The sequence below is a fragment of the Vibrio sp. 070316B genome (assembly GCF_013114115.1).
GTDB classification, from domain to species: domain Bacteria; phylum Pseudomonadota; class Gammaproteobacteria; order Enterobacterales; family Vibrionaceae; genus Vibrio; species Vibrio chagasii_B.
Genome location: NZ_VTYC01000005.1, coordinates 64,706 through 90,857 on the forward strand (window position 1 = coordinate 64,706; position 26,152 = coordinate 90,857).

The following is a 26,152-nucleotide window of genomic DNA, read 5'->3' on the forward strand; positions in this document are numbered from 1 at the left end:
GGGTCATGCTATGTAACGACATGTGACACCGACGACATCTTTTAAGGAGTTTTGCTCGTATTGCAGCCTAATAAATGCATTATGCGCGACGCTTTTTAAAGGCGTGCCAGCCTGCCGTTAGAAGGGTTTTGACCACGACACCTAATGCGCTAAGTTTTGGATCTGCGTCTTTTCCTGCAGCAATTCGCCGCATTTGGTGTTCATACCAAACCAGCCCGACCATCGCCATTCTATCCAGTGCGGGTTTACCAGTTGTTGGTACGTCTAATGGCATTCCGTGAGCTGGGTCTGCCAGTAACTTATTCGGGAAGTCAGGGTCTACTGCCATTGTTCGAGCAATCCCAACGAAGTCAGTGGCTGATGTCTGCAGAGCGTCATTCATTGCCGGTGCTGTTCTAAAGCCCCCAGTTACCACTAAAGGCGTATTAACTAACTTTCTGACCTTGACCATATAATCCAAAAAATACGCTTCACGCTTAGCTGTACTGGCTTTTACGGGTTCACCTTTGTTCTTCGAACCCATCATCGACGGACTCTCATAAGTGCCTCCGGATATCTCAATAAGATCGATACCCTCATGGCTGAGTACTTGAACCACTTGCATCGATTCTTCTTCAGTAAAGCCGCCTTTCATGAAATCTGCGCTGTTAAGCTTGATTCCGACAGGGAAACTTTCTCCAACTTCTTTACGAATCGCGCGATACAGCTCGATCACAAAGCGAAGTCTGTTCTCCAGTGAACTTCCCCATTTATCGTCACGCTGGTTGTGTCTTGAAGATAAAAATTGGCTGACAAGGTAGCCATGTGCACCGTGTATTTGCACTCCAGTAAAGCCGGATTGCTTTGCTAGTTTGGCGCTTAAGGCAAACTTGTTAATGATGTCATGGATTTCAGAATCGGTTAGCGCTCGCGGTGTATTGAAGCCTTTTTCTAATCCACGCTCCAGACTAATAGCCGATGGAGCAACAGGTTTTTCACATAAGAACTTCGGGATTTGTTTTCCTGGGTGGTTTAGCTGCATCCAAATCTGCGAGCCATTTTGTTTGCCCGCACTTGCCCAAGCTTCGAATTGAGTCAGGTCACTGTGTTTATCTAGAACCACGTTGTTAGGCTCGCCGAGCGCGTTTCTATCAACCATTACGTTGCCTGTAATGGACAAACCAATGCCGCCTTGCGCCCAGCGTTGGTACAAGGTAGCTAGCCCAGGCTTAGGATTATGCTGTTTATCGCCAAGTTGTTCACTCATTGCCGATTTAAATAGGCGATTCTTAATGAGTTGACCGTTGGGAAGAGAAAAGGAGTCGCTGAGGCTGATAGAGTTCATGATAGGTACTGGCTGTATTCTTTTGAGTGTTGGTATTAGTGCTTAGTATGTCCTATTTTAATGCCGCTTCCGAGTGGCTGATTGGACTTTCGTGGGGGAGTGTGTGGAGGTTTGGACTTTACGCACACTCATAGGGTAATGCTGTGATTACCCTATGAGTGTCTGGACTCGTGTTAACTCACTCTGTAATCGACCTTTATTTATCGAACATTAAGTTGAAGTTGAGTGGCACCTTATCGGAAAGCGCTAATCCGCCTACCGTTGCCGAAAGTTTGTTTAGATTGTCGGTTGAAATACCAAAATCTGCACCATTGACGATGATGGTCGAAGTTGAATTCACCATGACAAAACCGTCAGAGGGTACGACTATGACAGGGAAATCGATTGTTTTGGTTACACCATGCAGAGTCACTTCTGCTGCTATCGTCGTATTTTGGGGTTCACCTGTTAACAGCGAAGGCTCAACCGATCCCGAGATCTTAACCTCAGGAAAGTTCATTGATTCAAAATACAGTTCGTTTAGCCTTTGATCACGAATAGACACACCAGTGCTAATACTCTTCAAGTCCAATACGATTGAAAATTTCCCATCTTCGGTAAGCCCGCCGGACGAAGGCTTGATGGAAGCGGGTTCAACGACGAACTGCTTTTTAATGGTTGCGAATGTGACATTCGACAGCTTCGGATCTAATGTGTAGCCGCTTTCCGCAAAAGACTGCGCTGATATGACGGTGCAAAGAAGCCCGATTGTTGTAAGTAGTTTTTTCATAAGTTGTCACCACATAATGGATTGCCAGTTGAACCAAATAGCGCTGTTCGTATTTTGAACAACTTTGAGAAGTATAGGAGCAAGCTCAGCTCAACACCTTACTCATGCGCTAAATTCGGTAGGGGGCACACAGGTCATATTGGTACTTATGGAACCATGATCTCCTAAGTTGTTTGAATCCTTGTTGTTATGTTATAACATTTCCTTGGTTTGTTCTTTTGGCAAACAGAAATATTGCCTCTAGAGAATACGAGCACGCAGCAAGGAGATGAGATAATGAATGCCGTTTTAGCTGAACCTTTGACAACGAGTTGTAATCAATCGTCAAGCATTGATGGAGTGTTGACTCACAAAGGGCAGGAGGGCCGAAATCCATCTTGTAGTACTGCGCTATCCCCGACAGTGTTGGCTAACATTTACCAAGATGATATCAATGTCGCGATATGGCAGCGTAACTTTGATGAGAGCTTGGTGGCTGAAATAAATGAGTTTATAGCGGCTAACCCAAATTTTAGTAAGTCTGTTAGCGTGTCACCTGCAAACGCTTTTGACAAATTGGAATTTGCTACAGACGGAACGGCTTCAAAAGCCCTGCTAGAAAATATGGCTGAGCTGGTGGACATGTTCTGTTGCTTGTTTGAGCTTGAAGAAGTTGGTCTCCGTTTGGCTGTATTGAATCAGGCAATGTGTCCTCGCTTTCATTTTGACCAAGTACCTTGTCGGTTAGTGACAACCTATCATGGCATTGCGACTCAGTGGATAGAGAACGATGCGGTTGACCGTTCTAAATTAGGTCGTGGAAGTAATGGCCAGCCAGACTCAGCATCTGGCCTCTACAATAACGAGTCTGACATCCAGCAAATGTCCGCTGGTGATGTGGCGTTATTGAAAGGGGAGCGTTGGAGCGGTAATGAAAACAGAGGCCTTGTCCACCGATCGCCTGTCACTTCATCTGAAGAAGCTCGACTGTTACTGACCATAGACTTCGGTTAGTTCTTTTTGGCTGATGAGCTAGATGAGATGAGCAAGCAACTGGAGAGTCGCTTGCTCTTTTCATTTAGGCGAAGATTCGAATGCGGTGGCCGTCTGGGTCAATCGCGACAAAGTTAGTACCAAACACGGATTCTTCTGGTGCTTGTTCAAACTGGATTCCTTTCGCTCTCCATTCTTTATAGAGGTTTTCCAGAGCTTGTTTATCTGTCATTGCTATCGATAGCTCAGTGCCACCACCAGTTATTTTGCTTGTTGGTGTTAGAGCGTCAGATTGCTTGAGGGCGATCTTCACGTTGCTTGCAAAAGTTAACGCTGCAAACGTCGGTGATAGCAGTGTTGGCTCACAGTCAAAGGCTTTGGAATAAAAACCCATACTGCTGTGAATGTCTGTGACGTAAAGGACAAATGAATCGATAGTAAACATAGCTGCTCCTAGTTAGGTTATCTGGTGTGGTGCTTATTTGGACCACAGAAATATATCCCTAACTAGTGACAGTTTTTGTCAGTAGCGAATCACTTTGTCTGTAATTCCTTCCATTCTTTGCCACTCTTTGAGTAAGCTATTCCGCGATTTCGGATACTTTTCTTCCAGCTTGGCCCATTGGTTAATCCTATCGAGTCTGAAGTTTCGATAGGCACTGCGTGTTTCACACCAAGCGACCAATACATAACAGTTTTCAAATACGCCAATCAGCATTGGCCATACGACCCTAGAACTGACTTTTGCCTTGGCGTCTGTGTAATGAATTTGTGCTTTGTTCTGGTGTTTAATCGCTAGTTTTATTTCCGACAGTTCAAAACCTAAGTCTGCAATCTCAATAATTGAAGCAACACGAATGACATCTTCACTTCGTTTAGCCTGATGGTCTGAAGGGAGCACGGCCGAGATCTTGGCAATCGCATTTCTAGCCGATTCACTGAACTCTCCATTAGCTTGTTTAGCGACCCATTCCGCGCCGAGTCGCAACGCCTCTAGTTCATCCGAAGAGAACATCATAGGTGGCAGAGTAAAAGTGGGTTTAAGCAGGTAGCCAACACCAGCTTCGCCATCAATTTCCGCGCCTTGTGCTTGTAGCGTGGCAATATCACGATAGATGGTACGTGTACTGACATTCAGTTCGTGAGCAAGGTGATCGGCAGGCACGGGATATTTGTGACAGCGCAATAATTGAAGCAAATCAAAGAGGCGTTGGCTTCGAGACATAAGAAAACTCTATGGACATAACGACTTATAAGATTAATCGAATGATAGGGTGAACGCTAGGTTACCCCCATAGATAACTGATTTAATGAAAATTGTTTGTTGACTTAAAGTTAAGTTGAAGTTTTACACTCCCTAACGTTAAAAACACAGCTTAATAGGTCAAAAGAATGTCACGTAAAAGATTGAAATTTTATAATCCTGAAAAACTTTTTAACCCAACTTCTTTTGGTTTTTGCCATACGGTGAAGACCTCCGCGAACGGAGAGTTTGTTTTTATTTCAGGGCAAAGCGGTGGTGAAGGGCTAGAACATGAATTGGTGGAAGACTTTCGTCGTCAAGTCCAGGTTGTATTATCTAACCTTGATATTGCTTTGAAGGCTCATGAGATGGATTTTAGCGATGTCGTAAAGATTACCGTTCTAATCGTTGAGCATGATTCAGATAAACTGCATATCTGGAGTGAAGAAATGCTCAAACGTTGGTCTGAAGAGCGCTTACCCGCGAGTACACTGATTCCAGTACCTAGACTTGCGTTAGATGAAATGCTAATTGAAGTCGATGCTGTGGCCTTTAAATCTGAAATATCGAGTAGTAATAAATAAGGCAACCTTTTCAGCACATCTCATTTTTACTTTTCATCAGATTAATTCCTCTGGGCAATATTAAACATGCTAAAAAATTATTTAACGTTAATCGCTATCGGGCTAATTTGGGGTTCCCAATTTGTTTTTCAAGAAATCTCACTTCAAGGGTTCTCTCCAGTCTGGGTTGGGACACTTAGAGCAGTGCTAGGTGCAATGACACTTATTGTTATATGTAACCTTATAAGAGTTAAAAGCATTAGCAATCAGTGGGGGCTTTTTGCTCTTATAGGGCTATTAGAAGCTGCGATCCCTTTTATTCTTGTGCCTTGGGCACAGCAGAGCTTATCCAGTTCAATTGCGGCGATACTGATGGGCACACTCCCTTTTTATGCGTTATTGCTAGCACCTGTTTTTATAAAAGATGCAAGAATAACCAAGGGGAACGCTGTAAGTGTCATCGTTGGCTTTAGTGGGTTATTAGTCTTATTCTCCCCAGAGCTATTATTGACTACTGGTGATATCAATTTAATAAGTGCCACTGCCATTATGGTTGCAGCGGTGTGTTTCGCTATTGCATTACTATTACTTAATCGAGTGAGAGGTGAGCATCCATTGATTGTTGCACGAAATGTACTTTGTATGGCGAGCATTCAACTGATGTTAATTGCGTTTTTGACTTCGCCAATCGTCAGCGTTAAGCCTACCGCTTCATCAGTGTTTTCGTTGGTTTACTTAGGAGTGATGTGTGCAGGTGTTGTTTATTATCTTTATATGATGAGCATACAAAACGCCGGGCCAGTATTTACTTCAATGACGAACTATCTTGTACCCGCTGTGGGTGTGTTCATCGGAGTATTACTTGCGAATGAGTCTGTTCACCCCACAACATGGTTAGCGTTGGTTATCATTTTATCAGCACTGTTTATCAATCAAAAGCTAGCCAAAAACCATTAGCGGCTGTTTAGCAATATGGAGATTCATTTCTTTTAAAGTGAACAATAAATGGCATAGGTCACGTCTCTTTATAGATAGAAATTAAAGGTCTCGTAACGACGAGGCCTTTTGGGTTGGCTTGTGATTGATAACGAATCAACACGCGCGGCATTTATTCTCGACATAATAACGAGGAAGTGGAATAGAACCTTATCGAATGATATTCGACCTTTTGGTTTGATCTGGATCTATTTTTCGGCTCACATATACCTTAAATACAATAGCTTAGGGCATTTTATAATTTATTTTAATGTGTAAAATATATCAGCTTGCTTGCAGCGTGGGAACGGTTCTGTTTCTGCGGGCTATTTATATAAAAATTATAGGTTTCCTATGTTAAAGAAACTCTCACTTAAGAATAAGCTGGCGATCTCTGCCAGCCTTGCCATCATCCTGGGGGGGATTTTGGTTGAAGTACTTTCATTTCGTGCTTCATTGCAGCGATTGGATACAGAGGTTGAACAGCGCTTAGAAGGTGCATCGGCTTCTTACAATCAATATGTATCGGATTGGATCTTATCCAAAGAGCGTGCGCTTACTTCTCTGTCTCAAGAGTCCCGAAAGGAAAGTTTGGTTACTCACCTGAAACAGGTTCGCGATTCTGGCTCTTTTGATAATGTCTTCTTGGCGTACCCTGATGGTTCACAAGAGAATGCCAACGGGGTAGTGCTACCACCGGGTAATGATGATCCTCGTTTGTGGGGTTGGTATACCAATGCGGTTGCTAACCCAAGTAAGGTTTTCATGGATAACCCTACGGTTGCGGCGGCAACAGGAGCGAATGTAGTGTCACTGGGCACCGCAATGCAATTGCATGGCCAACAGGTGGTATTGGGGGCGGATGTTGAAATTACCGACATTCTGAACAGCCTTGAGCAAGTAATTCTTCCAGGTGAAGGTTACATGTTTATCGCGACCAACAAGGGCACGGTTTACACGCACGCAGACACTAAGCTACTGAACAAAGATATCAGCTCACTTGGTTTGAACTTTTCAGATGTGCAAAAGGCGTTGGTAAGCGGTAAGGACATTTCCATTGAGTTGAACGGGACTGATTATGTGCTGTACGCACGCACGATTGATGGAACCAATCTAATTACGATTAGCGTGGTGAATCATGACTCTTTGGTCGCGCCACTCTTTGATGCTGTTATCGGTCAGGTGTTGGTGACATTGCTGGTGGTTGTGGTTTGTACTGTACTATTTAACTTACTTTGCACCATTCTATTCCGTCCACTGAATCATGTGTCTCAAGCTCTGGCGCAAATTGCGAACGGCAGTGGTGACTTAACTCAACGCATTCATGTTGATAATCAAGATGAAGTGGGCGAGCTTGCTCAGAACTTCAATACGTTTGTCGGCAGCTTGCAGCAGCTAATCGGCCATATCCGTAGTCAATCTGAGCAGTTGAACAGACAATCTGAACAGAGCGCACAACGTGCAAACCTTTCGGTGAATGAGCTAAACCATCAACAGCAAGAAATCACGATGGTCGCTACGGCCGTGACTGAAATGGCGAGTGCAACGCAAGAGATCGCATCGCATGCAGAGCAAACGGCAAAAGCCGCGCAAGACTCAGCGACGAGCACCAACAGCGGTCACGCATTAGTTGTCGACACTAAAGGTTCCATCAATAACCTAGCGAATGAAGTGAACGAAGCGGGTAGTGTGATCAGCGATCTGAATAAACACGCTCAAGAAATCTCAACTGTATTAGCCACCATTCAAGGTATTGCGGAGCAAACGAACTTGCTTGCCTTGAATGCTGCAATTGAAGCAGCTCGTGCCGGTGAACAAGGCCGTGGCTTTGCCGTAGTAGCTGATGAAGTTCGTGTGCTTTCTCAACGTACTCACTCTTCAACGGAAGAGATCAAGGCAACGATCGATGTTCTACAGCGCACAACAGCCCAAGCCGTTGAACTGATGGAAACGAGCTCTAAGCTAGCACTACATTCTGTAGAAGATGCAGACCGAGCTTCTCTCGCGCTAGAAGAGATCAATACGTCTGTTGCCTTGATTAGTGATATGGCGACTCAAATTGCGACTGCAGCAGAAGAGCAAACCCATGTGACGGGTGAGATAACTCAGAATATTACGACCATTAAAGATGTGACTGACCACTTGGTGGTAGGTGCTCAGGACAGTTTAACTGAGTCGAATGAACTTAAGAGCCAAGCCGCTGGTTTAAGTGACAAAGTGGCGACTTTTAAGCTTGCTTAAGCGTCTAATGGACTGATGCCTGATCAGCCTGTTTGCATTAAGCAATAAGCCAAAGCGACGTACATTGCGTCGCTTTTTTTGTGCTTCCTCGTTGCAGTCTTCTCATTTTCAAATGTCTGTTAGACAGGTCGTTGGTTTAACCTAGTAGGTGATGACACATTAGCTCGACAAACTCGTTTGGTGCTTCAAACATCGGAGTATGAGATACACCTTTAAGCGCCACTAGCTCAAGCGAGCCAAATGAATTTTTTAAAGGCAACCACGTATCCAAAGGCGCGATGCTGAAATCAAGCTCACCAATGGCGACAGTAACATCCAGTTGGTTAGCATTGGGCAGCGTAGCGAGGTTTATTTTGTTAAAGGCATCACCCCAGAGCGAATCCAGTACAGTCGTATTGGTTGTAATTTGCTCCCAAAGAGGAAGCTCATTAAAGGCGGGATCTGCCCAACGCATCGGCCCTAATCTATGACACAAGTGCGCAAACTTCCGATGTGGTTCTCTGTTTATATCCTGTTCAAGCTTTCCAAGGCTTTGCTCCAAAAGGTGCTTTCGCTCGTTTGAGGCATTGTTCTCCCAGTAAAGCAATTGCTTGGCTTTCATCGCCTCCGATAGGTTTGGCGGAGCGCCTACAACCATCACTTTATTAATCTGAATATCGGTCAAACTCGCGAAATGAAGTGCCATGTACGCGTGTCCGGAATGTCCCAGAATACTGGCTTTACGAATATTGAAATAATTGCAGATAGCTTCAATATCCTTGGAGATGATGTCCAGAGTGATGGTGTTGTTCTGCTTGTCGTTTACGATTTGAGCAAAGCCTCGATGATCTAGGTACAGACAAGTAAAGTGATCGTGAAGCCTTGTTGGAATCACTCTTTTGTAATAATCAACACTGCCAATAATCAATAATTTCGGTCCTTTACCATGCTGCTCTACTTTGAGTTTGTATCCATCGCGCTCAAAAATTTTCGATTTGATTGCTGTCATAATTTGTTCTCCTTAGCGAATTTTCTGTACCTTATCGTGATAAATAATCCTGAAAAATAGGCTAATATTAGATTCAGTATTAGCAGTTTTGGGATAATGAATTGGAAAGGATCGATAACGCTTGGTTGAACTCATTTATTTGTGTCTTTGAACAGAGTAGCTTTGTAAAGGCATCAGAACGCTTGCTAATTCCTAGCTCAACGGTAAGTAGACATGTTCAACAGCTTGAAGCTGAGCTTGGCAATAAATTGTTCTACCGGACAACCAGAAAGGTGACGCCAACTTCGGCCGGTGAAATGCTTTACAACGAAATCCGAGAGCCTCTTCGTCAATTGAGCCAAACATTGCAAAACGTCAGCATTTCAACGGAGTCAATGAAAGGCAGTATTCGCGTGAGCTCACCAGACATCCCTTTCATTGGTGATGTGCTCGCTGATTTTGCTCTTAGCTACCCCAATGTTTCTCTGTTTTGCGAACACAGTACGTCGATAGAAAGCGCGTTAAACAGCGATCCTGATATCGTTATTAGTTTTGAGCGAGGCTCGCTTGATGATCGCGACTGGGTTTCACGGCCATTGTGTCAATGGGAGAGTTCGGTTTTAGCTTCGCCATCTTGTCTGGCGGAATATGGCTCACCGACCACAGTTGAGGAGCTGTCCGCAATGCCTTGTATTTCAAGTTACAAAGCTTTTGCTGGTAACCCCTGGATATTTAGTGGGCCAGAAGGCTTGAAGAGTGTGGCTATCAAGTCAGACATCAATGTTGATGGCGGGTTTATCGCTAAAGCTATAGCTGTCAAAGGGTTAGGTTTTGTAGCGTTACCAAGAGAATTCTGTCGAGATGAGTTGGACCGGGGCTCGTTAGTCGAACAACGGTTAGACCTTGAATTAGCCCCACTAACGATTTACATCCATTATCGGTCAATGAGCTATCACACGCATCTCACCAAGCTCTTGGTCAGCTTTATCCGTGAACAAGCGAACTCATCTACTTAGAGCGCTTATGTTACTAGTTCGCTTCTGCTAGTTTGCTTCTGAGAATTCTCGAAGTGCGCTCATGGCTTGATCAGCTTTGTGCTTTTGGACGAAGATATGATCGTGATAATAGCCTGCAATCACATTGGCACTGATGCCGTACGAGCCAAGTTTAGTCGCAAAGGCGGCTGTTAACCCGACGGCTTCTAGGCTCGAGTGTACCGATAAAGTGATCATGCTAAATACACCGTCGAAACTTAACTGCGCTTGAGTCGCCACTTCTTCTGTCAGCACCAAAGTTAACCCTTCTTTTTCTCGAAAGGTCGCCATCGGATTGAGGTGGACATAGTCGGCTAGTCCTCCATCTACCGTACAAAAAACATAATCACCTTCAATGAGCTCAGGTGACATGGACTTTAACAGAATGTCTAAATCGGTAATGGCGGTCATCGTTTTCCCTGTGTAATCGCGTTGGTTTATGGTGTTTGGTAATGTAGCCAAGATAGAGATAAGCTGCCTGCGAGTACAATTAATAATATTTATTCACTATAAGCAGGACTAATCACCTTTAATTTTGATGCTGTATTTTTGAGTTTTTGCGGGATTTTTGGTGTGTAATATGTCAATAGTAAAGATGATCCCTCTCACATACACCATTTTTAACCAACCATTCGACTTTTGTTAAAATTAGAGCTTTTGATCAAATTATATAAAATGTGATTGCATAAGCTTTTCAAAATAGTTTGCCCCCACTCGAAGTTCCTAGTGAGATGAATATAAATTAATAAGCAATCTCATTTGTATTGTCTTAGGTTGAATTTGTAACACTGTTGCTTCACGTATTGAGCGTATAACGCTAGCTGTCTGCATTTTCGTGTTTGTCGTAGGTAACAACCAACAAACCTAAAATATCAAGGAACAAGCTATGTTAAAGAAAGTATTAAGTTGTTGTATTGCAGCCACATTTGGTATCTATTCTGCATCAAGTTTGGCTCAAGGTTCGGCTTTAAATTCAACTGAAAACTTACAACAACCTATTGCTCCACTGATGTTGGCTTCATCAGATGATGCGATCACTGATCGTTATATTGTTGTATTGAAACAACCGCAGATGCTAATGAATGACGCGGCTGGATTACAGCAGTTCACTCAACAAACGGTAGGCCAGATGGCCAATTCGTTTTCAATCAAAACAGACGATGTTTTTGATAGCTCCATTATTGGCTTTGTGGCAAATCTAGACGCACTTCAATTAAAGCAACTCAGACGTGATTCTCGCGTTGAATATATAGAACAAGACCAAATACTCAGTATCGATCCTGTTGTTTCAAATGAAGCCGTTCAAAGTAACGCGATTTGGGGGCTAGACCGAATTGATCAAAGAAGTCTTCCTTTGGACCGAAACTATAATGCCAATTTTGATGGCTCTGGCGTAACAGCATACGTGATTGATACGGGCGTTAATAATAATCATGAGGAATTCGGCGGGCGCTCGGTTTCTGGCTATGATTTCGTGGATAATGATGCTGATTCGAGTGACTGTAATGGGCATGGTACCCACGTTGCAGGAACGATTGGCGGTAGCCAGTACGGTGTGGCTAAAAATGTCGATATTGTTGGGGTAAGAGTACTTAGTTGTTCGGGTTCAGGAACCACATCTGGCGTAATATCTGGTGTGGACTGGGTTGCTCAAAATGCATCAGGGCCTTCAGTCGCCAACATGAGCTTAGGTGGCGGTCGTTCAACCGCATTGGATAGCGCGGTACAAGGCGCAATTCAATCCGGCGTGAGCTTTATGTTGGCAGCGGGTAACTCAAATGCCGATGCGTGTAATACATCACCAGCTCGTGTACCAAGTGGTGTGACGGTGGGCTCCACAACCAGCTCTGATTCGCGTTCAAGCTTCTCGAACTGGGGCAGCTGTGTTGATCTATTCGCACCGGGATCTCAAATTAAGTCTGCTTGGTATGATGGCGGCTATAAAACGATTAGCGGAACTTCCATGGCGACGCCACATGTTGCGGGCGTTGCAGCCTTGTACTTACAGGAAAACAATGGCTTAACACCGCTTCAACTCGCAGGGTTACTGAACTCAAGAGCCTCGGAGAATAAGGTTTCTGACACAAGAGGAACCACCAATAAACTGCTGTATAGTTTGACTGATAGTGGCTGTGAACCGGATTGCGGTGGTCCAACACCTGGACCAGATCCAGATGGAAAACTAGTCTCTGGCGTGCCGGTTAATGGACTGAGTGGCAGCCGAGGGCAAAAGGATTACTTCTACATGGACTTAGAGCAGGGTCAACAGCTGACAGTGGTCACCATTGGTGGCACAGGCGATGCGGATCTGTATCTACGTTTCGGGGATAAACCAACGCTTAGTACGTGGGACTGCCGACCTTACCGATCGGGCAACAGCGAGACTTGTACGGTGAATGTCACCCAAAGCGGCAGATATCACGTGATGTTGAATGCATACTCGGCGTACAGTGGTTTGACGCTTCAAGCAAACTTTTAACTTTTGGTTTGAACAATGGTTTCAAAAAGTTACTCACTAGTTTAGTCAGTTCAGAAGACTGATAACCAAAGCCCACCCTGTTGTGGGCTTTGTTTTTGGTTTGTAGGAGGCAACAAAAGGATATGGCGTTGCTTGCTTTGGTTGATAAGCAGGAATTGGCGGTACTTCGACGAACTTTCGGTTACGTCTCAGAAAAGCTCGAAGTTTGTATGCTAGATTTAATAGTGATACACAACTGGAGATATCGATGATCTGGCTTTCGGTGAAAGTACTACAGATTGGACTTGTCTACGGATACAGGAAGTATCAACAAACAAAAAGAGCTCCAGTGTAGGGGCTCTTTTCTTTTGTTTTTCGAATAAACGCGTTTTATGTTGCGTGGTAAGGAAAGAAAAATCGGTTCTGTCCGGTTTAATAACGAGTAGCTAAATGACTTCCCCTTAATATCTCTTAACCGATAAGCGAAAGTATGTTGAAAATTGAACCCATTACACCTCACATTGGCGCTCGTATTCATGGATTAAGTCTTTCGGATTGCAGTGAGAGTGAACTCGATGATGTGTACAAAGCACTTGTTACTTATCAAGTCATTTTCTTGGATGAACAAAGCCTCTCTCCAGAACAACACTTAGCACTTGCAAAACGGTTTGGAGATCTCGAACCCGCTCATCCTTTCTTTCCGCGTGTAGAACAAGTTCCGCAAGTCAGTGTGATAGAAACTACTCGAGGTAATGCGCCAATGGAGAGTTATTGGCATACCGACTTAACTTGGCGGGAGCTGCCATCTAAAGCCTCTCTATTACATGCTCAACATGTACCGGATGTCGGTGGCGACACGATTTGGTGTTCAATGACCGCAGTGTTTGATTCATTAGATGAAAGCATGAAAGACAAGCTAAGGGGCTTATCGGCAACGCATTCGTTAGTCGCATTTGAGGGTATTGAATCGGACCAAATCGAGCTAGATTGGCATAAGTCGCTGCTGAAAACTGCGCAAGAAAACCCGCCTGTGGTACATCCCTTAGTGCAAGTTCATCCAGAAACGGGCAAAGAGACGTTATATATCAACGAGCAATTTACCCGTTACATCAATGAGCTTGAGCGTGAAGAAAGTGATTCATTACTTAGCCAGCTGTTTGAAATTGCACGACGACCAGAATATCAAGTGCGTTTTAAATGGAACAAGGGCTCAATGGCGATATGGGACAACAGGGTCACTCAGCATTATGCCGTTATTGATTATGGTGATACTCCACGAAAAATGCACCGGGTAACAGTCACCTAACGTTGTAAATCAAGCCCAAGACGAAGCGACTAAATATTTTGACTCATCGATTAATGTGATTTACTTTTAGCGCTAATGTTCAACTCAAGACAAATACAAGGAGGATTTTTATGAAAGTGTGTGAATTTAACTTCGCGCATATTTTTTGGTACGACCAAAACTCAAGTTTTAACACTATCGTGCTGCGATAACCAAAACTTGAGCGAAGCATTTCAATATAACCTTCAATAGAGTTTCTTCACTCTAGTTTACTTGGTTGTTGTCAGCGAATGACGACAGCGCTTTGTTGCGCTTGAAACTTGAGTAAACAAATGACTACATTAATATCTACATCATCCATTTCTTACGATCTAACATCATGCCGCCTATTTGATGGGCTTTCCTTTACCATTAAAAAAGGTGACCGCATTGGCCTTATAGGCAGTAATGGCTGTGGCAAAAGTACTTTATTACGTCTGTTAAACAAAGATTTACCAGACTTTGTGGGGAATGTTTCCTTTGCTTCGAATGCCGTAGTTGCTTTGATTGAGCAACACCTACCCAAGCGACTGTTGAGTCTCTCAATGCTTGATGCTGTGACCGATAACCTTCCTTTAAACATGCAGCAAACAGAACAATGGCGTGCGCAAATTACTCTTTCTAATTTAGGGTTTGATGAAAGCTATTGGAACCAGCCAATAGGCACTTTAAGTGGCGGTCAATACGCGCGAGTGTTAGTCGCGAGAGCATTGATTCTTGAGCCAGATGTCCTGTTGCTAGATGAACCAAGTAACCACTTAGATCTACCGACGTTACTTTGGTTAGAGCAGTTCCTGAAAGGTTGGAGAGGGACGTTTGTCATGGTTTCGCATGATCAACGATTACTCGACCACGTCACTGATTCTACTTGGGTGTTACGTGACAAAAGGATACTTAGCTTTAGCCAAAGGTGCACCGAAGCTCGAAAAGCATTGGAAGATAAAGATCGAACGGATGCTGAAAGGCAACAAGCAGAAAAGAAAGAGATCGATCGCATCGAAAAGAGCGCTCATCGTTTAGCGATTTGGGGGCGTGACTTTGACAATGAAGGTCTGTCACGAAAAGCAAAAAGCATGGAAAAGCGAGCCGAAGGGTTACGCTCGACCATGACTCGTTTAGACTCCGTTGAACCATGGACACTAAGTTTGTCCGGTGAATCCATGAAGGCCAATCGACTACTTGAATTGTCGGAGGTGCCAATTACCGCCGCTGACGACCAAGCGCCACTGTTTGAAGTGCTGTTCCAACAGATAAAGAGCGGTGACCGTGTTGCTGTGTTAGGCAAAAATGGGTCGGGTAAGTCATCGCTTCTGAAAGTACTGTGGGCGAATTATCAGGCGTCTCAACTTGGAGATAATGATTATTTTCACCCCAATGCCGAAGTCGGGTATTACGATCAAAGCTTGCACCAATTACGTGATGACCATTCACTACTGGATTCACTTTACTCATTTTATCCTGTGTCTCAGGAAGCTAGGAAAATGGCTTTGATTAGCGCGGGTTTTTCCTACGAAAGGCACGAGCAAAAGATCGCTGAGCTGAGTGGTGGAGAGCGTTCACGACTGCTGTTCGTTGGGCTATCGCTAGCGAAGTATCACTTCCTGTTGTTGGATGAGCCCACTAACCACCTTGATATTGAAGGTAAGGAAGAGCTTGCGAATTGCTTAACTCAATTCGACGGGGGGCTACTGTTGGTCAGCCATGATCGAGAGTTGATCGAAAAATCATGCAATAGATTCTGGTACATCAATGACGGTCAACTTATGGAAATGACTTACTTAGATGCGGTGTATGAGGCGATGTCTGTCAGCCATCAAGGTCATAACGTGGAACCTTGCTCTGCGACGATTCAGTCTAACTCTAAAGCCTGTGTCGATTCAGGTTCTGAGCTGCTTAAAACAGATGATCAGCAGTCGCAAAATGATGAAGAGGGCCTTTTAGAAAGGCTATTCGAGCTCGAAGAATTACTCAGTAAGGACCAAGCTCGTAAAGCAAAGCATCAGAAGCCTGATCTGCAAGTGAAATGGCAGCAAGAAATAGTTCGGATTAATGCGATGTTGGAGCTGAACTAGCCCAGTTTGTAATGCAGTAGGCATCACAATGCTCAATATCTATTGTTGAGTAGGATTAGGCTCTTTAGTGCTGTATTGGCTAAAGAGCCTTTTGTTATCACTTAATATAGAATTAAACACAACAGTTAAGTCAGTCTCGCAATCTCAATCAGGCGAACTTAACGCCTCGTCGGTATTATCTCTTCGAATTCTTTATTGGGTAACAAAAATGAATGTAGCGAAACATCATGAACGACGAATACGAAATGTGTGTGACTTCATTGATAGACATTTGGATGAGTCATTAACTTTGGAACAGCTGAGCTCAGTGGCGGCGAGTTCAAAGTACCACTTTCACCGGATCTTTAAGTCGTTTATGGGGATTAGCACTATTCAGTATGTGTTGTTTGCTCGGTTAAAGCGCGCTTCTTTTCGTTTAGCTTTTGAGCCCGAGTACAGTGTCACCGATATTGCATTGGAGGCTCACTTTGAGAGTCTTGAAGCCTTCTCTCGAGCATTTTCGAGGCACTTTGAGCAGACACCTTCTCAATTTAGAAAACAACCCAACTGGCCATATTGGCGTTCAAAGTATGAGTTTAACTCACCAAAGAGTGGAGAAAAGATAATGGATGTGAAAGTCGTCGATTTTTACGAAACAGAGGTTGCACTGATTGAGCATAAAGGAAGCCCAAAGCTGGTTTACAATACTGCTGCTAAATTTATTGATTGGAGGAAGTCGACGGGTTTTTCTCCGGTAAAAACCAGTGACACATTTGGTGTGGCTTATTCTGACCCTTCAGATACCCCTGAAGATGACTATCGTTTCGATATTTGCGGAAGTCATAACGGGGATGTGCTAGAAAATATGTTTGGTGTTAAGAAGGGGACTATTCCGGGTGGTCGCTGTGCGGTTGCTGTTCATAAGGGTAACCATGATTTAATCGCTGACACGGTCAGCTACTTATATCGTGAGTGGTTACCTAAGAGTGGCGAATCTTTGAGGGATTTTCCGTGCTTTTTCCAGTACGTGAATCTAGTCCATGAGGTGGATGAATGTGATTTGCTCACTAACATCTACCTGCCGATACGCTAGCTTTATGTGTGACAGATAACACGTAATGAAATCAATATTAGGCCTCGTATCAACGAGGTCTTCATGTATTTGGCAACTGGGCTGAAACAGATTAAATGCAAAAGCGCGTATATATTTGATTCAAACCTCACTGCTCGGAGGTGATGTGTAATATAATCGTTCGGTTATAATAAAAACAAAAACTCAATTATAAAATGAGTAAACGTCTGGGCTTAGAGAATAAAGAATTTCGTATGAACGCTATTCGTAAAGTTTATCAATATGCTGAACCGAATCTAACCCTCGTAGGTTGGATGGGCTTTGTCGGTTTCCCTGTTTACTTTGTTGTGTGGGAGTATCTGTTCCCGCAGCCTTATGAAAATCTGACTCTCCGCCTATTATGCTCGGTGTTGTTCTTCGGTATCATTTTCCGTAAACACGTTCCCTTCGAATGGCGAAAGTATCTACCTGCGTATTATCAAGTCGCGATTACGCTCTGTCTGCCGTGTTTCTTCTTCTACATGTTGCTAATGAACAATTGGTCCAATGTTTGGGTCATGTCTTTCATGTCGGCAATATTCCTTCATATTCTTTTGGTTCACGTCACAAGAGTGATGTTTGCACAAACCTTTGCCGGAATAGGGATTGCGACGTTGTGTGCTTGGGTGGCACAAGGCTTCTATCTTGAGATAAACATGAACTGGACGCATGTGCCGATTTTCTTGTTTATCTATCTATTCGGTAACCTGTTCTATTTCCGCAATCAGGTGGAACACGAGAATAAGGTATCCCTGGCAAAATCTTTTGGTGCTGGTATTGCACACGAAATGAGAAACCCTCTTAGTGGCTTGTTAACTTCTATTGATGTTATTCAATCGATACTGCCAAACCCAAAGAGTGGGGACATCAAAGAGCCATATGCGCTAAGCGTCGAAGAGTTAAAACAGCTGCGTGACGTCGGTGATGAGGCGATGGAAATCATCCATTCAGGCAACGAAACTATTGATCTGCTTTTAACGTCAATTGATGAGAATCGTGTATCTCGTTCTACCTTCAAAAAGCACTCCGCGCAATCAGTGATTGAGGACTCAATCGACAGCTTTAACTACAAGCGCGCTGCAGACAAATCAGCCATATCTTTGGATGTGCAAAACGACTTTGACTTCTTAGGGAGTGATACCTTACTGAAGTACGTGATGTACAACCTATTCAAAAATGCTTTCCATCATCGTAGCCCTGAAGATTTTCATATCCATGTCACCATGAGCAGTGATGACGTGACCAATCAAATTGTAGTGACGGATAACGGATCTGGGATTTCGAGTGATGCTATCCGTCGCATCTTCCAAGATTTCTATACGACAGGTAAATCAGGCAACTACGGGTTAGGCCTACCATTTTGTCAGAAGGTGATGCGCTCGTTTGGTGGTGAGATCAAATGCCAATCAGAGGTGGAACAGTGGACTCAGTTCACGATGACATTCCCATCCTTGACGTCAAATTCCGTCAATGAAATTAAGAGTGAATTGAGGAAATTGAAGTCGGTACTGATGGTGAGTGATCAAACCGTGTTGACCAAAAAACTGACTGAGATGTCTCGATTTATGGGATTTGATCTTACGACTTTGGATGTGGCGTCAGCACTTAAAAACAAAGAGTATCAGTTCGAATTTGATTTAGTATTCGTCGACATGGAGAGTTTGGATTTGAGGGCAAGCAGCCTTGATAAGCTCGAGTCTTTGTTGTCGTTTACAGAAGCGCGAATTGTTTACTTGTATGAACATCATCCTATTCAACGGGTGAGGAATATTTCATTTGAACCGATTTGGGTCGAAACTCAAGTATGGCTGCTGAATACCAAAGCAACGATTGACCGTTTATTGTTTGACTCGAATTACGTGATGCCCTCGGTGGCCGCTAAGCCGATTGAAAATGCAAATAAGCGTACCATTATGGTAGTGGACGATAACGAGTCTCTGCGTCGTTTCACGGCGATGTTACTGGAAAAGCAGGGTTTTGATGTCGTACAGAAAGAAGATGGTCAGCAAGCATTGGATGCGCTGGATTCAGACGATGTAGACTTGATCCTGATGGATATCGAAATGCCTATCATGGACGGTGTAGAAGCTTCTCGACTGATTAGAAGTGCGAATAAGCCTTACTCTTCGGTACCGATCATTGCACATACAGGAGACAGCTCGCCAGTCACGCTAGAGAAAATGGAGTCATCAGGAATGTCGGACTTTATTGTGAAACCAGCAGACAAGAACCGATTATTCGACAAGATTGCTCATTGGATATAGTGGTTCTAAACACAAGTGTGTTTGAGGTTTGAAGTAGAGCGAGTCAATTTAATGAAGAGCTCAGCGATAAGCTGGGCTCTTTTAGTTTTGCGACATGATAGTGTCCATTCCGTCCTGCCGTATTGTTGGTTATTGAATTGGTGTGTACAGCGTTATACGAACTCTAGATCTGGATTTTGGTATGCCTCATGACAAACCGTAAGAACATGGTCAATGTCCTTTGGAGTCATGTCTGCATTCACAGAGAAGCGGATAATGTTTTTATTCCTTCCTGTGGCCGGGCGACAAAATACCGCACCGAACACATCTCGCTCCTCTAAGAAATCACGCACACGTTCAGTATTTCTCTCGCTACCGCATTCTAACGCTACGATCTGGGATTCGCTACGAATATTAAAACCGATCTGCTTCAGGCCTGTAGTAAGCGATTTGGCGCGCTTGAATAGGGCTTCTCGCTTTTCATCGGACTCTTTTATTACCGCTAAGGTTGTTTCTAAGCGAGCGACCTCATGTGGTAATACGGTTGAACTAAAAATCGCAGGGTACGCGACAAAGGGAAGTGTTTCCGATAGCTGCTTCGGCCCAAGGATTGCGCCAGCACGGTAAGCAAAGGTTTTGGCCAAGCTGACAGTAATAAAATCGACTTGGTTAGTCAGCCCAAGTGCTTCAACGAGGCCAGCACCTTTGGTGCCATGAGTCCCCAGAGAATGCGATTCATCAACCACGAGTGCACAATCAAACTCTTGCGCCATTTCGTAGATGTCGCGGAGTGGGGTAATTGTGCCAATGGTGCTATAGACCGAATCCACAACTATGACGCCAGAGCCATAGCGCTCAAGCTGCTTACGCAGATGGTTCATATTGTTATGCATGAACGGATGCGCGCTCGCACCTGCGGCTCGAATACCTTCCCATAAAGACATGTGGGCAAAGAAATCAATATACACAGGAGCTTGTGGTGGACAGATAGTTTGCAGTAAGCCTATGTTCGCCGCCCAACCAGACTGAGAGAGCAAGCAGCTTTCCATTCCTACATAGCTCGCTAGCTCATTTTCAAAGGCGGGTTTTGAATCCTCGTCTTGCAAAAAAATAGCTGACATGACGACATTGTCATCATGTTCACCAATCGCTTGCTGGTGGGCTTGTTGAATCTGTTTGTTGTGTGACAGCGCGAGGTAATCGTTGCTTTGCATTACAACTGAATTGAGCCTAGGACGTTTACCCAGAACTAAGTGTGTTTGGCTTTCGTTCTGGGTAATGAGATCTTCAATGTAATGGTTTAAGCGTTCTTCAATAAAGGAAGGTAGTGGTTTATTTTTGGTTTTATCACTCATAATTATTCTCTTCATATACAGGATAACGCCAGCGCTGACGGGTGTATATTGACGACAAAAAATGAGGTGTCATTAGCTAAGTTGCATAAATGGGCACACCCTTGCAAACTCAATATTTATGGGTTTTAAGGTGAGTGGATTTCCTTACGGTAACGAGCTTTAGTCTGGTTAAAATCGAATAATAAATGCCTTTTTTATAATAAATAACGATGAAAAACTAAAGTTCAAAGCTTGGGTGGAAGCTATTTGCTGACACATTGTCGGATAAGTTTAATCAAGTCATCTAGCTGTTGTTTGGCCGCTCCCTCTAGCGAATAACCAATGTTGATGCGTAAGCAGTTGCTATAGAGATCAAGAGTACTGAATAGGTGTCCAAGTCGAATATCAATCTTTTTCTCGGTAACGGCTTGAGCAAAAATTGGTTGATTCAGATTTGGAATCTGTAGCCAAAGTACCATGCCACCTTGTGGGTTACTGATCTTTACATCTGGAGGCAGGTGTTGGGTTAAATAGTTGAGGTATTGCTGGCGCAACGATAGGATTTGAGAGCATCTTCTTCGAACGTGTTTTGCGTATTGACCAGATTCAATAAAGTCAGCGACAGCGAGTTGAGTGGGTAGAGCAACGCCGTAGCTTGCAGCAGAAAACTGTGCCTTGTACTCATTGATATACCTTCCCGGTAAGCACCATCCTAAGCGGTAACTCGGTGATAAGCTCTTCGAGACAGAACCACACCATAAAACATAACCACCTTTGTCATAGTATTTGGCAGGCAGTGGAGTGTGCGAAGAATAAGAGAGTTCCAGGTAGACATCATCTTCAATGATCGGCACTCGATATTCATTCGCCAATGCTGCCAATTTCTGCTTTTGACTGGCAGACATATTGATCCCTTGAGGGTTCATATGCGAGGTACAGAAGATAGCGGCATCGACCCGCTTGCTTTTCAGATGTGTTTCTAACTGTTGTAGGTCTACACCGTCATCTAAAGAAGGGATCTCAATGATCTTTCGCGACATCTTGCCAAGTAATTCCAGTATACCGTTGAAGCATGGTGAACTGATGGCAATGGTGTCACCCTCTTTGGTGCATGATTCAAGAGCGGCCTTAATCGCCGACATACAGCCAGCGGTAATGACCATCTCGTCGGGCGTAAAGTGCACATCAAGCTTGGCAAAGTGAGTGGACAATGCTTGTCGTAATATCGGCTCGCCTTGAGTATCAGGGTAATGGTTGAGTCTGTTCCCCATGCGTTTTATAGATCGGCGGAAACTACGCTCTAGCTCAACGACCGATTGCTCATCATTGGTGGTGCTAGAGACACCTAAAGGACCATTGATTGAGTTGTGAGTCGATGAAGTTTGCTTAACTCTGGAAACCTTACTCTCAAACTGTGCCCACTCAGGCGTTGAGTGAGCAGGCTTATGAGGAGAAACAAAATACCCAGCTTGTGGGCGAGAGTGAATCCAACCCTGTGATTCTAACTCTTGGTAACAGCTCACTACAGTCGACATGCTGACGGCTTGTTGCTTAGCCAATTGACGAAGCGAAGGCATGCGCCCACCTTCAGGCCTTTTCCCACTTTCAATCTCATTAATAAACTGATTGGCAAGTTTTCTGTAAATGCTCATGGTCACGACCGTGGTTAACTGTACTGGTTTTTATTGTAAAAATTGTATCTGTACCGCTTTTGCTGTTCAAGGGATACTTTTTTAAAACAAAAGAGGGGGACAGTATGAAAAGAAATGATTTGTTGTTAGCGGTATTGGTGATGGCAATTTGGGGATTCAATTTCTCAATGATCAAAATGGGTGTGACCAACGTGCATCCATTGTTGGCAACGGCTGCGCGTTTTTCGCTAGCGGTAATACCAGTGATATTTTTTGTCGCAAGACCGAATGTCGCGTGGCGCTATTTAGTGGGTTACGGCTTCGTGTTTGGTGTAGGTATTTGGGGGATGGCTTCATGGTCAATCACTGCAGGGCTCTCATCCGGGTTGTCGTCGGTATTGCTTTCTACCAACGTATTAATCGGTATGGCTGTTGGCGTATGGGTTTTCAAAGAGAGTGCGTCGGTTCGTAAGTTAATAGGTGCGATGTTAGCCATGTGTGCACTTGCAGTCTTAGTCTCTGCGGCCAAGGGGAATGTGACCGTCAATGGCGTTATCTTGATTATGATTGCAGCGTGCAGCTGGACGCTAATGGGAGTGATTGTTAAAGCATCCAAAACTAAGCAGGCGTTTGCGTTTAATGTGTGGGGGATACTGTTTGCACCAGTTCCGTTGGTATTGTTTGCCGTGATGTTACATGGGGATCAAATCATCTGGCAGGGGATTGAACAGTGGGATTGGAACACAACGATTGCGGTGTTGTTTCAGGCTTACCCGACCACATTGTTTGGTTACTGGGTGTGGAACAAGTTGTTAATCCAATATCCGTTAAGTACAACGGCACCGTTAACCTTACTAGTACCAATATTTGCTTTGATTAGCGGTTACTTTATGTACGACGAAGTATTGTCGCTCGCTCAAGTGGTTGCATCGGCGTTGTTTTTAGTCGGGATTGGTTTGATCGTGAAACCAGCAAAGGCAGCGATCACCAAAACACGAGGCGACAGAGAGGCGGAAGGAAACCTCGCTAAGCAATCATGAGGTCGTTTGCAGTAAAGAAGCACGATGTAAACTAATCATTGAAGCTACAGTGTTGATTAAGGAACTAAGGCCTCGCAATCGCGGGGCTTTTTCATGTGAAGGTTTCGAGGTGAAATATCGTTGCGGTTTAGCGTTCTCGTGGTTCCTTTGAATTATCTGATGCTTGCTCGTTAAGTCTTCTGGAGAAATAGGTATATTGTTGTTATGTTATACCATAACGGTAACGCAAGGGTGACTTGCACTTTCGATACTTGGAAATCAATTACATGGATAACATCAATCAAGTCTTACTGGTTGCCGGAACTCACGGTAACGAGCTTTCTGGAATCTACTTAAACAAACTGATCAAAGAGCGCATGTATGCCGCCAATCGTTCGACATTCTCTACGAATTCAGTTATCGCAAACCCTAAAGCGGTAGAGCAGAACGTAAGGTACCTAGACACGGATTTAAATCGTGAGTTTTCTCAGCTCAACAATGACGACACGCTAGGTTTAGCCGAGCATACCGTAGCTCGCCAGTTTGCAGAGCGATACGCAAGCAAAGAGCAGCAACTCATTATCGACCTACACAACACGACCAGCAATATGGGGGCGACATTAATCTTGCTTTCCAATGATGCTTTCTATCAAAAAATGGGCGCGTATGTGAAACAGCGAATGCCAGAAGCTAATATTCTGTTTGAAGATAGAAAGCCTTGGGATGAGCAGCCATACCTTTGTACTGCCGGGAAGTGCGGTGTGATGATTGAAGTGGGCGCTCAGGCACATGGTTCGCTTAAATTCGACACGCTTAAACTGATGAAGCAGATGCTGACCATGGTTCTTGATTACGTTGAGAAGCACAACCTCAACCAAGTACAAGCGTTAGAAGACTACGATGCTTTCTTCTATGTTGAAGAGGTGAATGTTCCGCTTGGCCCAGACGGTATGCGTGTTGCTACTGTGCACCCAGCGATCTGTGGTCGAGACTTCGAGGTAGTGAAGCAAGGGGAGCCGATACTGGCGACTTTCTTTGGATATGATATTTATTGGGAACGTGAACAAGACATATACCCGCACTTTATCAACGAGAGTGCCTACGCTAAAGCTAACATTGCGATGGCATTAGCAGAGAAACGATTGGTGTCGGTAAACTAACTTAGTGATGTTTACTCCAATGTCTAAAAAGCCCTATGAGTGTCTTAATTCATAGGGCTTTAGTTTTAATCATCGATTGAGCGAATTTAGTTAACAAGACAATCTAGAAGCTGGCTTTCCAGATCACTCTCTATGTCCTGACCAATTACTTCAATTCTGGTTTCACTGCACTCATCGAGTTCTGATTCGGTCAAACCATCCTCTGTTAAGTTGTAGCCAAAGATACCATTTGGAGTGATGAACACGGCCTTCATACGTTCAACTTTCAAGCCGACTAGAAAGTGTCGTAAACGCTGGTGGTCAAACAGTTTATCGGCTGAAAATCGCCAGCCAATACTCTCGAAGCCTTCACCTTGGTTGGTTGCTTTGAGCATGCCACTTTCTGGCATCGGTAATTCTGAAGCGAGTGACTTATCTTGCTTATGATGGTGATGGTGTCCATGAGCTTGATGATGGTAAAAGTTGGTGTTTCCTTCAAACTCTTCAAAAGGGATGTTTCCATGATGAGCGAAGACCAGTTTGGTATTTGCGTGACAAATCTTGGTGACGTATTCAGTGAGCTTCTCTGCGTCGCCGTCTTGGTATAAGTCGACTTTGTTACCAACCACGGTATCAGCAATGGTGATCTGCTGATTGAAGGTGTCATGGTCTGCATAGCGAGAGTCAGAAAGTTTACGTGCATCGACCAAGGTAACGTTCTTCTGTAGTGTTAGCACTTTGCGGTAATGCTCAGAGGACAAAACTTGTAGCACTTCTTTAGGGTGACCAAGACCAGTAGGTTCGATCAACAAGCGATCTGGCTTGGCTTCGGTAAGTAGTTGATTGAGCGCGATTTGCATCGGCAAACCTGCTGCGCAACACATGCAACCGCCCGGTACTTCGCGAATGAATACTTGTTGTTTGTTGTCGTTTCCTTGGATCAAACTGCCATCAACGCCAATTTCTCCAAATTCGTTCACCAAAATAGCCCAGTTTTCATCTGCGGGCTTGTTCTTCATTAGGTTGAGAATCGCAGTGGTTTTACCTACGCCGAGAAAGCCGGTAATGATATTGGTTGGAATGCCCAAGAGAGGCTTTTGATCAGAGCTCATTGGCAATTCTCCTATAACCTTGAATAAGAGTATGGTTTGCCGAAACCACAGACTCTGAAAATGCAGAGTATTCAGGTGGCACTTTGGAGATGCTATTCAAATTAAACCCTGAGCCTATATTGGTCATTGGTGGAACATGGAAGTGTTCCGGTAAGTCGTGCCCGTCTACCACACAGTTGTGACGAATTACACAACCTTTGCCAATTACCGTATTAAAGACGACTGAGTTGAAGCCAATAAATACGTCGTCACAGACCTGACAAGGACCATGAATGATCGATCTGTGAGCGATGGATGAGCGTTCACCAATAGTGACGGCAGCGCCAGCTTTAGAGTGGATGACGACGCCATCTTGGATATTGGTATCACGCTTAATCATGATGGCTTCCATGTCACCTTGTTCATTGACCTCGTCAGCTCGAATCACAGCGTAAGGCCCAATAAACACGTTGTCTTCAATGATTACCTTCCCGCAGATGATGGCGGTCGGGTCAATGAAAGCGGTCTCTGATACTTCAGGCATGTGGCCGCTTGGATTTCTTCTTAACATATTGAACTCTTGTATTTTTTAATGCCGCTGGGTCTATCTTTACAATTGGCCAGCGGTTATTTGTTTAGTTGGTGGTTTGTTTTTTCGTCAAG

Annotated in this window: 22 protein-coding genes; 12 read left to right on the top strand and 10 right to left on the bottom strand. The window is 44.1% G+C overall.

The genetic code is table 11. The features are described 5' to 3' along the window. Nucleotides 1–79 precede the first annotated feature (79 nt). Complete coding sequence (locus tag F0251_RS06295) at nucleotides 80–1,324, bottom strand: NADH:flavin oxidoreductase/NADH oxidase family protein (RefSeq protein ID WP_171730591.1); 1,245 nt, start codon at nucleotides 1,322–1,324, stop codon at nucleotides 80–82. A gap of 196 nt (nucleotides 1,325–1,520) precedes the next feature. Then, the gene (locus tag F0251_RS06300; RefSeq protein WP_105025126.1) at nucleotides 1,521–2,093 is read right to left on the bottom strand and encodes a YceI family protein; all 573 of its coding nucleotides are present in this window, start codon (nucleotides 2,091–2,093) and stop codon (nucleotides 1,521–1,523) included. Between the two features lie 276 nt (nucleotides 2,094–2,369). On the opposite strand from F0251_RS06300, the gene F0251_RS06305 reads away from it, so the two are divergent. Continuing rightward, complete coding sequence (locus tag F0251_RS06305; protein WP_171730592.1) at nucleotides 2,370–3,086, top strand: DUF1826 domain-containing protein; 717 nt, start codon at nucleotides 2,370–2,372, stop codon at nucleotides 3,084–3,086. 64 nt (nucleotides 3,087–3,150) lie between these two features. Here F0251_RS06305 and F0251_RS06310 read toward each other — a convergent pair whose 3' ends face one another. Together F0251_RS06310 and F0251_RS06315 are read right to left on the bottom strand one after the other, a co-directional pair. After that, nucleotides 3,151–3,510 (bottom strand): VOC family protein, encoded by a 360-nt coding sequence (locus tag F0251_RS06310; protein ID WP_171730593.1) that lies wholly within the window; start codon nucleotides 3,508–3,510, stop codon nucleotides 3,151–3,153. Between the two features lie 78 nt (nucleotides 3,511–3,588). Next, nucleotides 3,589–4,290 (bottom strand): YafY family protein, encoded by a 702-nt coding sequence (locus tag F0251_RS06315; protein WP_171730594.1) that lies wholly within the window; start codon nucleotides 4,288–4,290, stop codon nucleotides 3,589–3,591. 167 nt (nucleotides 4,291–4,457) lie between these two features. Here F0251_RS06315 and F0251_RS06320 point away from each other — a divergent pair, with 167 nt between their 5' ends. From F0251_RS06320 to F0251_RS06330, 3 genes are all read left to right on the top strand, one after another. Beyond that, complete coding sequence (locus F0251_RS06320) at nucleotides 4,458–4,892, top strand: RidA family protein (RefSeq protein WP_008217422.1); 435 nt, start codon at nucleotides 4,458–4,460, stop codon at nucleotides 4,890–4,892. 66 nt (nucleotides 4,893–4,958) lie between these two features. Further along, nucleotides 4,959–5,828, top strand: a complete 870-nt coding sequence (locus F0251_RS06325) for a DMT family transporter (protein WP_116870418.1) — start codon at nucleotides 4,959–4,961, stop codon at nucleotides 5,826–5,828. A 372-nt stretch (nucleotides 5,829–6,200) separates the two neighbouring features. Beyond that, nucleotides 6,201–8,087, top strand: a complete 1,887-nt coding sequence (locus F0251_RS06330) for a methyl-accepting chemotaxis protein (protein WP_171730595.1) — start codon at nucleotides 6,201–6,203, stop codon at nucleotides 8,085–8,087. 136 nt (nucleotides 8,088–8,223) lie between these two features. Here F0251_RS06330 and F0251_RS06335 read toward each other — a convergent pair whose 3' ends face one another. After that, nucleotides 8,224–9,075 (bottom strand): alpha/beta fold hydrolase, encoded by an 852-nt coding sequence (locus F0251_RS06335; RefSeq protein ID WP_171730596.1) that lies wholly within the window; start codon nucleotides 9,073–9,075, stop codon nucleotides 8,224–8,226. 101 nt (nucleotides 9,076–9,176) lie between these two features. Here F0251_RS06335 and F0251_RS06340 point away from each other — a divergent pair, with 101 nt between their 5' ends. Further along, a complete protein-coding gene (locus F0251_RS06340) occupies nucleotides 9,177–10,070 on the top strand; it encodes a LysR family transcriptional regulator (protein ID WP_171730597.1) in 894 nt (297 codons plus the stop codon). 27 nt (nucleotides 10,071–10,097) lie between these two features. On the opposite strand, the gene F0251_RS06345 is transcribed toward F0251_RS06340, so the two are convergent. Then, entirely contained in the window at nucleotides 10,098–10,499 is a 402-nt protein-coding gene (locus tag F0251_RS06345) for an ACT domain-containing protein (protein WP_061031528.1), read from the bottom strand. Between the two features lie 475 nt (nucleotides 10,500–10,974). Between F0251_RS06345 and F0251_RS06350 the strand changes: the two genes are divergently transcribed. From F0251_RS06350 to F0251_RS06370, 5 genes are all read left to right on the top strand, one after another. Beyond that, on the top strand, nucleotides 10,975–12,567 hold the full coding sequence (locus F0251_RS06350) for a S8 family peptidase (RefSeq protein WP_061031527.1): 1,593 nt from the start codon (nucleotides 10,975–10,977) through the stop codon (nucleotides 12,565–12,567). A gap of 469 nt (nucleotides 12,568–13,036) precedes the next feature. Further along, nucleotides 13,037–13,852, top strand: coding sequence for a TauD/TfdA family dioxygenase (locus F0251_RS06355; RefSeq protein WP_171730598.1), 816 nt, complete (start codon nucleotides 13,037–13,039; stop codon nucleotides 13,850–13,852). 311 nt (nucleotides 13,853–14,163) lie between these two features. Next, nucleotides 14,164–15,942: an ABC-F family ATP-binding cassette domain-containing protein gene (locus F0251_RS06360; RefSeq protein ID WP_105056988.1), complete on the top strand. Its 1,779-nt coding sequence runs from the start codon at nucleotides 14,164–14,166 to the stop codon at nucleotides 15,940–15,942. Nucleotides 15,943–16,150: 208 nt separating this feature from the next. Next, the gene (locus F0251_RS06365; RefSeq protein ID WP_171730599.1) at nucleotides 16,151–17,014 is read left to right on the top strand and encodes a GyrI-like domain-containing protein; all 864 of its coding nucleotides are present in this window, start codon (nucleotides 16,151–16,153) and stop codon (nucleotides 17,012–17,014) included. Between the two features lie 233 nt (nucleotides 17,015–17,247). Beyond that, nucleotides 17,248–19,296: a response regulator gene (locus F0251_RS06370; protein WP_171730600.1), complete on the top strand. Its 2,049-nt coding sequence runs from the start codon at nucleotides 17,248–17,250 to the stop codon at nucleotides 19,294–19,296. 152 nt (nucleotides 19,297–19,448) lie between these two features. Here the strand turns inward: F0251_RS06370 and cqsA are convergent, their stop codons facing one another. Next, nucleotides 19,449–20,630, bottom strand: a complete 1,182-nt coding sequence (cqsA, locus tag F0251_RS06375; RefSeq protein ID WP_171730601.1) for an alpha-hydroxyketone-type quorum-sensing autoinducer synthase — start codon at nucleotides 20,628–20,630, stop codon at nucleotides 19,449–19,451. Between the two features lie 242 nt (nucleotides 20,631–20,872). Next, nucleotides 20,873–22,261, bottom strand: a complete 1,389-nt coding sequence (locus F0251_RS06380) for a PLP-dependent aminotransferase family protein (protein ID WP_061031521.1) — start codon at nucleotides 22,259–22,261, stop codon at nucleotides 20,873–20,875. A gap of 104 nt (nucleotides 22,262–22,365) precedes the next feature. On the opposite strand from F0251_RS06380, the gene F0251_RS06385 reads away from it, so the two are divergent. Further along, a complete protein-coding gene (locus tag F0251_RS06385; RefSeq protein WP_171730602.1) occupies nucleotides 22,366–23,280 on the top strand; it encodes an EamA family transporter in 915 nt (304 codons plus the stop codon). Between the two features lie 266 nt (nucleotides 23,281–23,546). Continuing rightward, nucleotides 23,547–24,419: an aspartoacylase gene (locus F0251_RS06390; RefSeq protein WP_171730603.1), complete on the top strand. Its 873-nt coding sequence runs from the start codon at nucleotides 23,547–23,549 to the stop codon at nucleotides 24,417–24,419. A gap of 86 nt (nucleotides 24,420–24,505) precedes the next feature. Here F0251_RS06390 and F0251_RS06395 read toward each other — a convergent pair whose 3' ends face one another. After that, a complete protein-coding gene (locus F0251_RS06395; RefSeq protein WP_171730604.1) occupies nucleotides 24,506–25,510 on the bottom strand; it encodes a GTP-binding protein in 1,005 nt (334 codons plus the stop codon). After that, complete coding sequence (locus tag F0251_RS06400; RefSeq protein ID WP_171730605.1) at nucleotides 25,500–26,060, bottom strand: carbonate dehydratase; 561 nt, start codon at nucleotides 26,058–26,060, stop codon at nucleotides 25,500–25,502. The genes F0251_RS06395 and F0251_RS06400 overlap by 11 nt, the downstream gene beginning before the upstream one ends. Between the last annotated feature and the right edge of the window lie 92 nt (nucleotides 26,061–26,152).

What these genes read in the sequence shown, in the direction of transcription:
- F0251_RS06295 (WP_171730591.1), bottom strand. Translation starts at nt 1,324, where the DNA reads ATGAACTCTATCAGCCTCAGCGACTCCTTTTCTCTTCCCAACGGTCAA.
- F0251_RS06300 (WP_105025126.1), bottom strand. Translation starts at nt 2,093, where the DNA reads ATGAAAAAACTACTTACAACAATCGGGCTTCTTTGCACCGTCATATCA.
- F0251_RS06305 (WP_171730592.1), top strand. Translation starts at nt 2,370, where the DNA reads ATGAATGCCGTTTTAGCTGAACCTTTGACAACGAGTTGTAATCAATCG.
- F0251_RS06310 (WP_171730593.1), bottom strand. Translation starts at nt 3,510, where the DNA reads ATGTTTACTATCGATTCATTTGTCCTTTACGTCACAGACATTCACAGC.
- F0251_RS06315 (WP_171730594.1), bottom strand. Translation starts at nt 4,290, where the DNA reads ATGTCTCGAAGCCAACGCCTCTTTGATTTGCTTCAATTATTGCGCTGT.
- F0251_RS06320 (WP_008217422.1), top strand. Translation starts at nt 4,458, where the DNA reads ATGTCACGTAAAAGATTGAAATTTTATAATCCTGAAAAACTTTTTAAC.
- F0251_RS06325 (WP_116870418.1), top strand. Translation starts at nt 4,959, where the DNA reads ATGCTAAAAAATTATTTAACGTTAATCGCTATCGGGCTAATTTGGGGT.
- F0251_RS06330 (WP_171730595.1), top strand. Translation starts at nt 6,201, where the DNA reads ATGTTAAAGAAACTCTCACTTAAGAATAAGCTGGCGATCTCTGCCAGC.
- F0251_RS06335 (WP_171730596.1), bottom strand. Translation starts at nt 9,075, where the DNA reads ATGACAGCAATCAAATCGAAAATTTTTGAGCGCGATGGATACAAACTC.
- F0251_RS06345 (WP_061031528.1), bottom strand. Translation starts at nt 10,499, where the DNA reads ATGACCGCCATTACCGATTTAGACATTCTGTTAAAGTCCATGTCACCT.
- F0251_RS06350 (WP_061031527.1), top strand. Translation starts at nt 10,975, where the DNA reads ATGTTAAAGAAAGTATTAAGTTGTTGTATTGCAGCCACATTTGGTATC.
- F0251_RS06355 (WP_171730598.1), top strand. Translation starts at nt 13,037, where the DNA reads ATGTTGAAAATTGAACCCATTACACCTCACATTGGCGCTCGTATTCAT.
- F0251_RS06360 (WP_105056988.1), top strand. Translation starts at nt 14,164, where the DNA reads ATGACTACATTAATATCTACATCATCCATTTCTTACGATCTAACATCA.
- F0251_RS06365 (WP_171730599.1), top strand. Translation starts at nt 16,151, where the DNA reads ATGAATGTAGCGAAACATCATGAACGACGAATACGAAATGTGTGTGAC.
- F0251_RS06370 (WP_171730600.1), top strand. Translation starts at nt 17,248, where the DNA reads ATGAACGCTATTCGTAAAGTTTATCAATATGCTGAACCGAATCTAACC.
- cqsA (WP_171730601.1), bottom strand. Translation starts at nt 20,630, where the DNA reads ATGAGTGATAAAACCAAAAATAAACCACTACCTTCCTTTATTGAAGAA.
- F0251_RS06380 (WP_061031521.1), bottom strand. Translation starts at nt 22,261, where the DNA reads ATGAGCATTTACAGAAAACTTGCCAATCAGTTTATTAATGAGATTGAA.
- F0251_RS06385 (WP_171730602.1), top strand. Translation starts at nt 22,366, where the DNA reads ATGAAAAGAAATGATTTGTTGTTAGCGGTATTGGTGATGGCAATTTGG.
- F0251_RS06390 (WP_171730603.1), top strand. Translation starts at nt 23,547, where the DNA reads ATGGATAACATCAATCAAGTCTTACTGGTTGCCGGAACTCACGGTAAC.
- F0251_RS06395 (WP_171730604.1), bottom strand. Translation starts at nt 25,510, where the DNA reads ATGAGCTCTGATCAAAAGCCTCTCTTGGGCATTCCAACCAATATCATT.
- F0251_RS06400 (WP_171730605.1), bottom strand. Translation starts at nt 26,060, where the DNA reads ATGTTAAGAAGAAATCCAAGCGGCCACATGCCTGAAGTATCAGAGACC.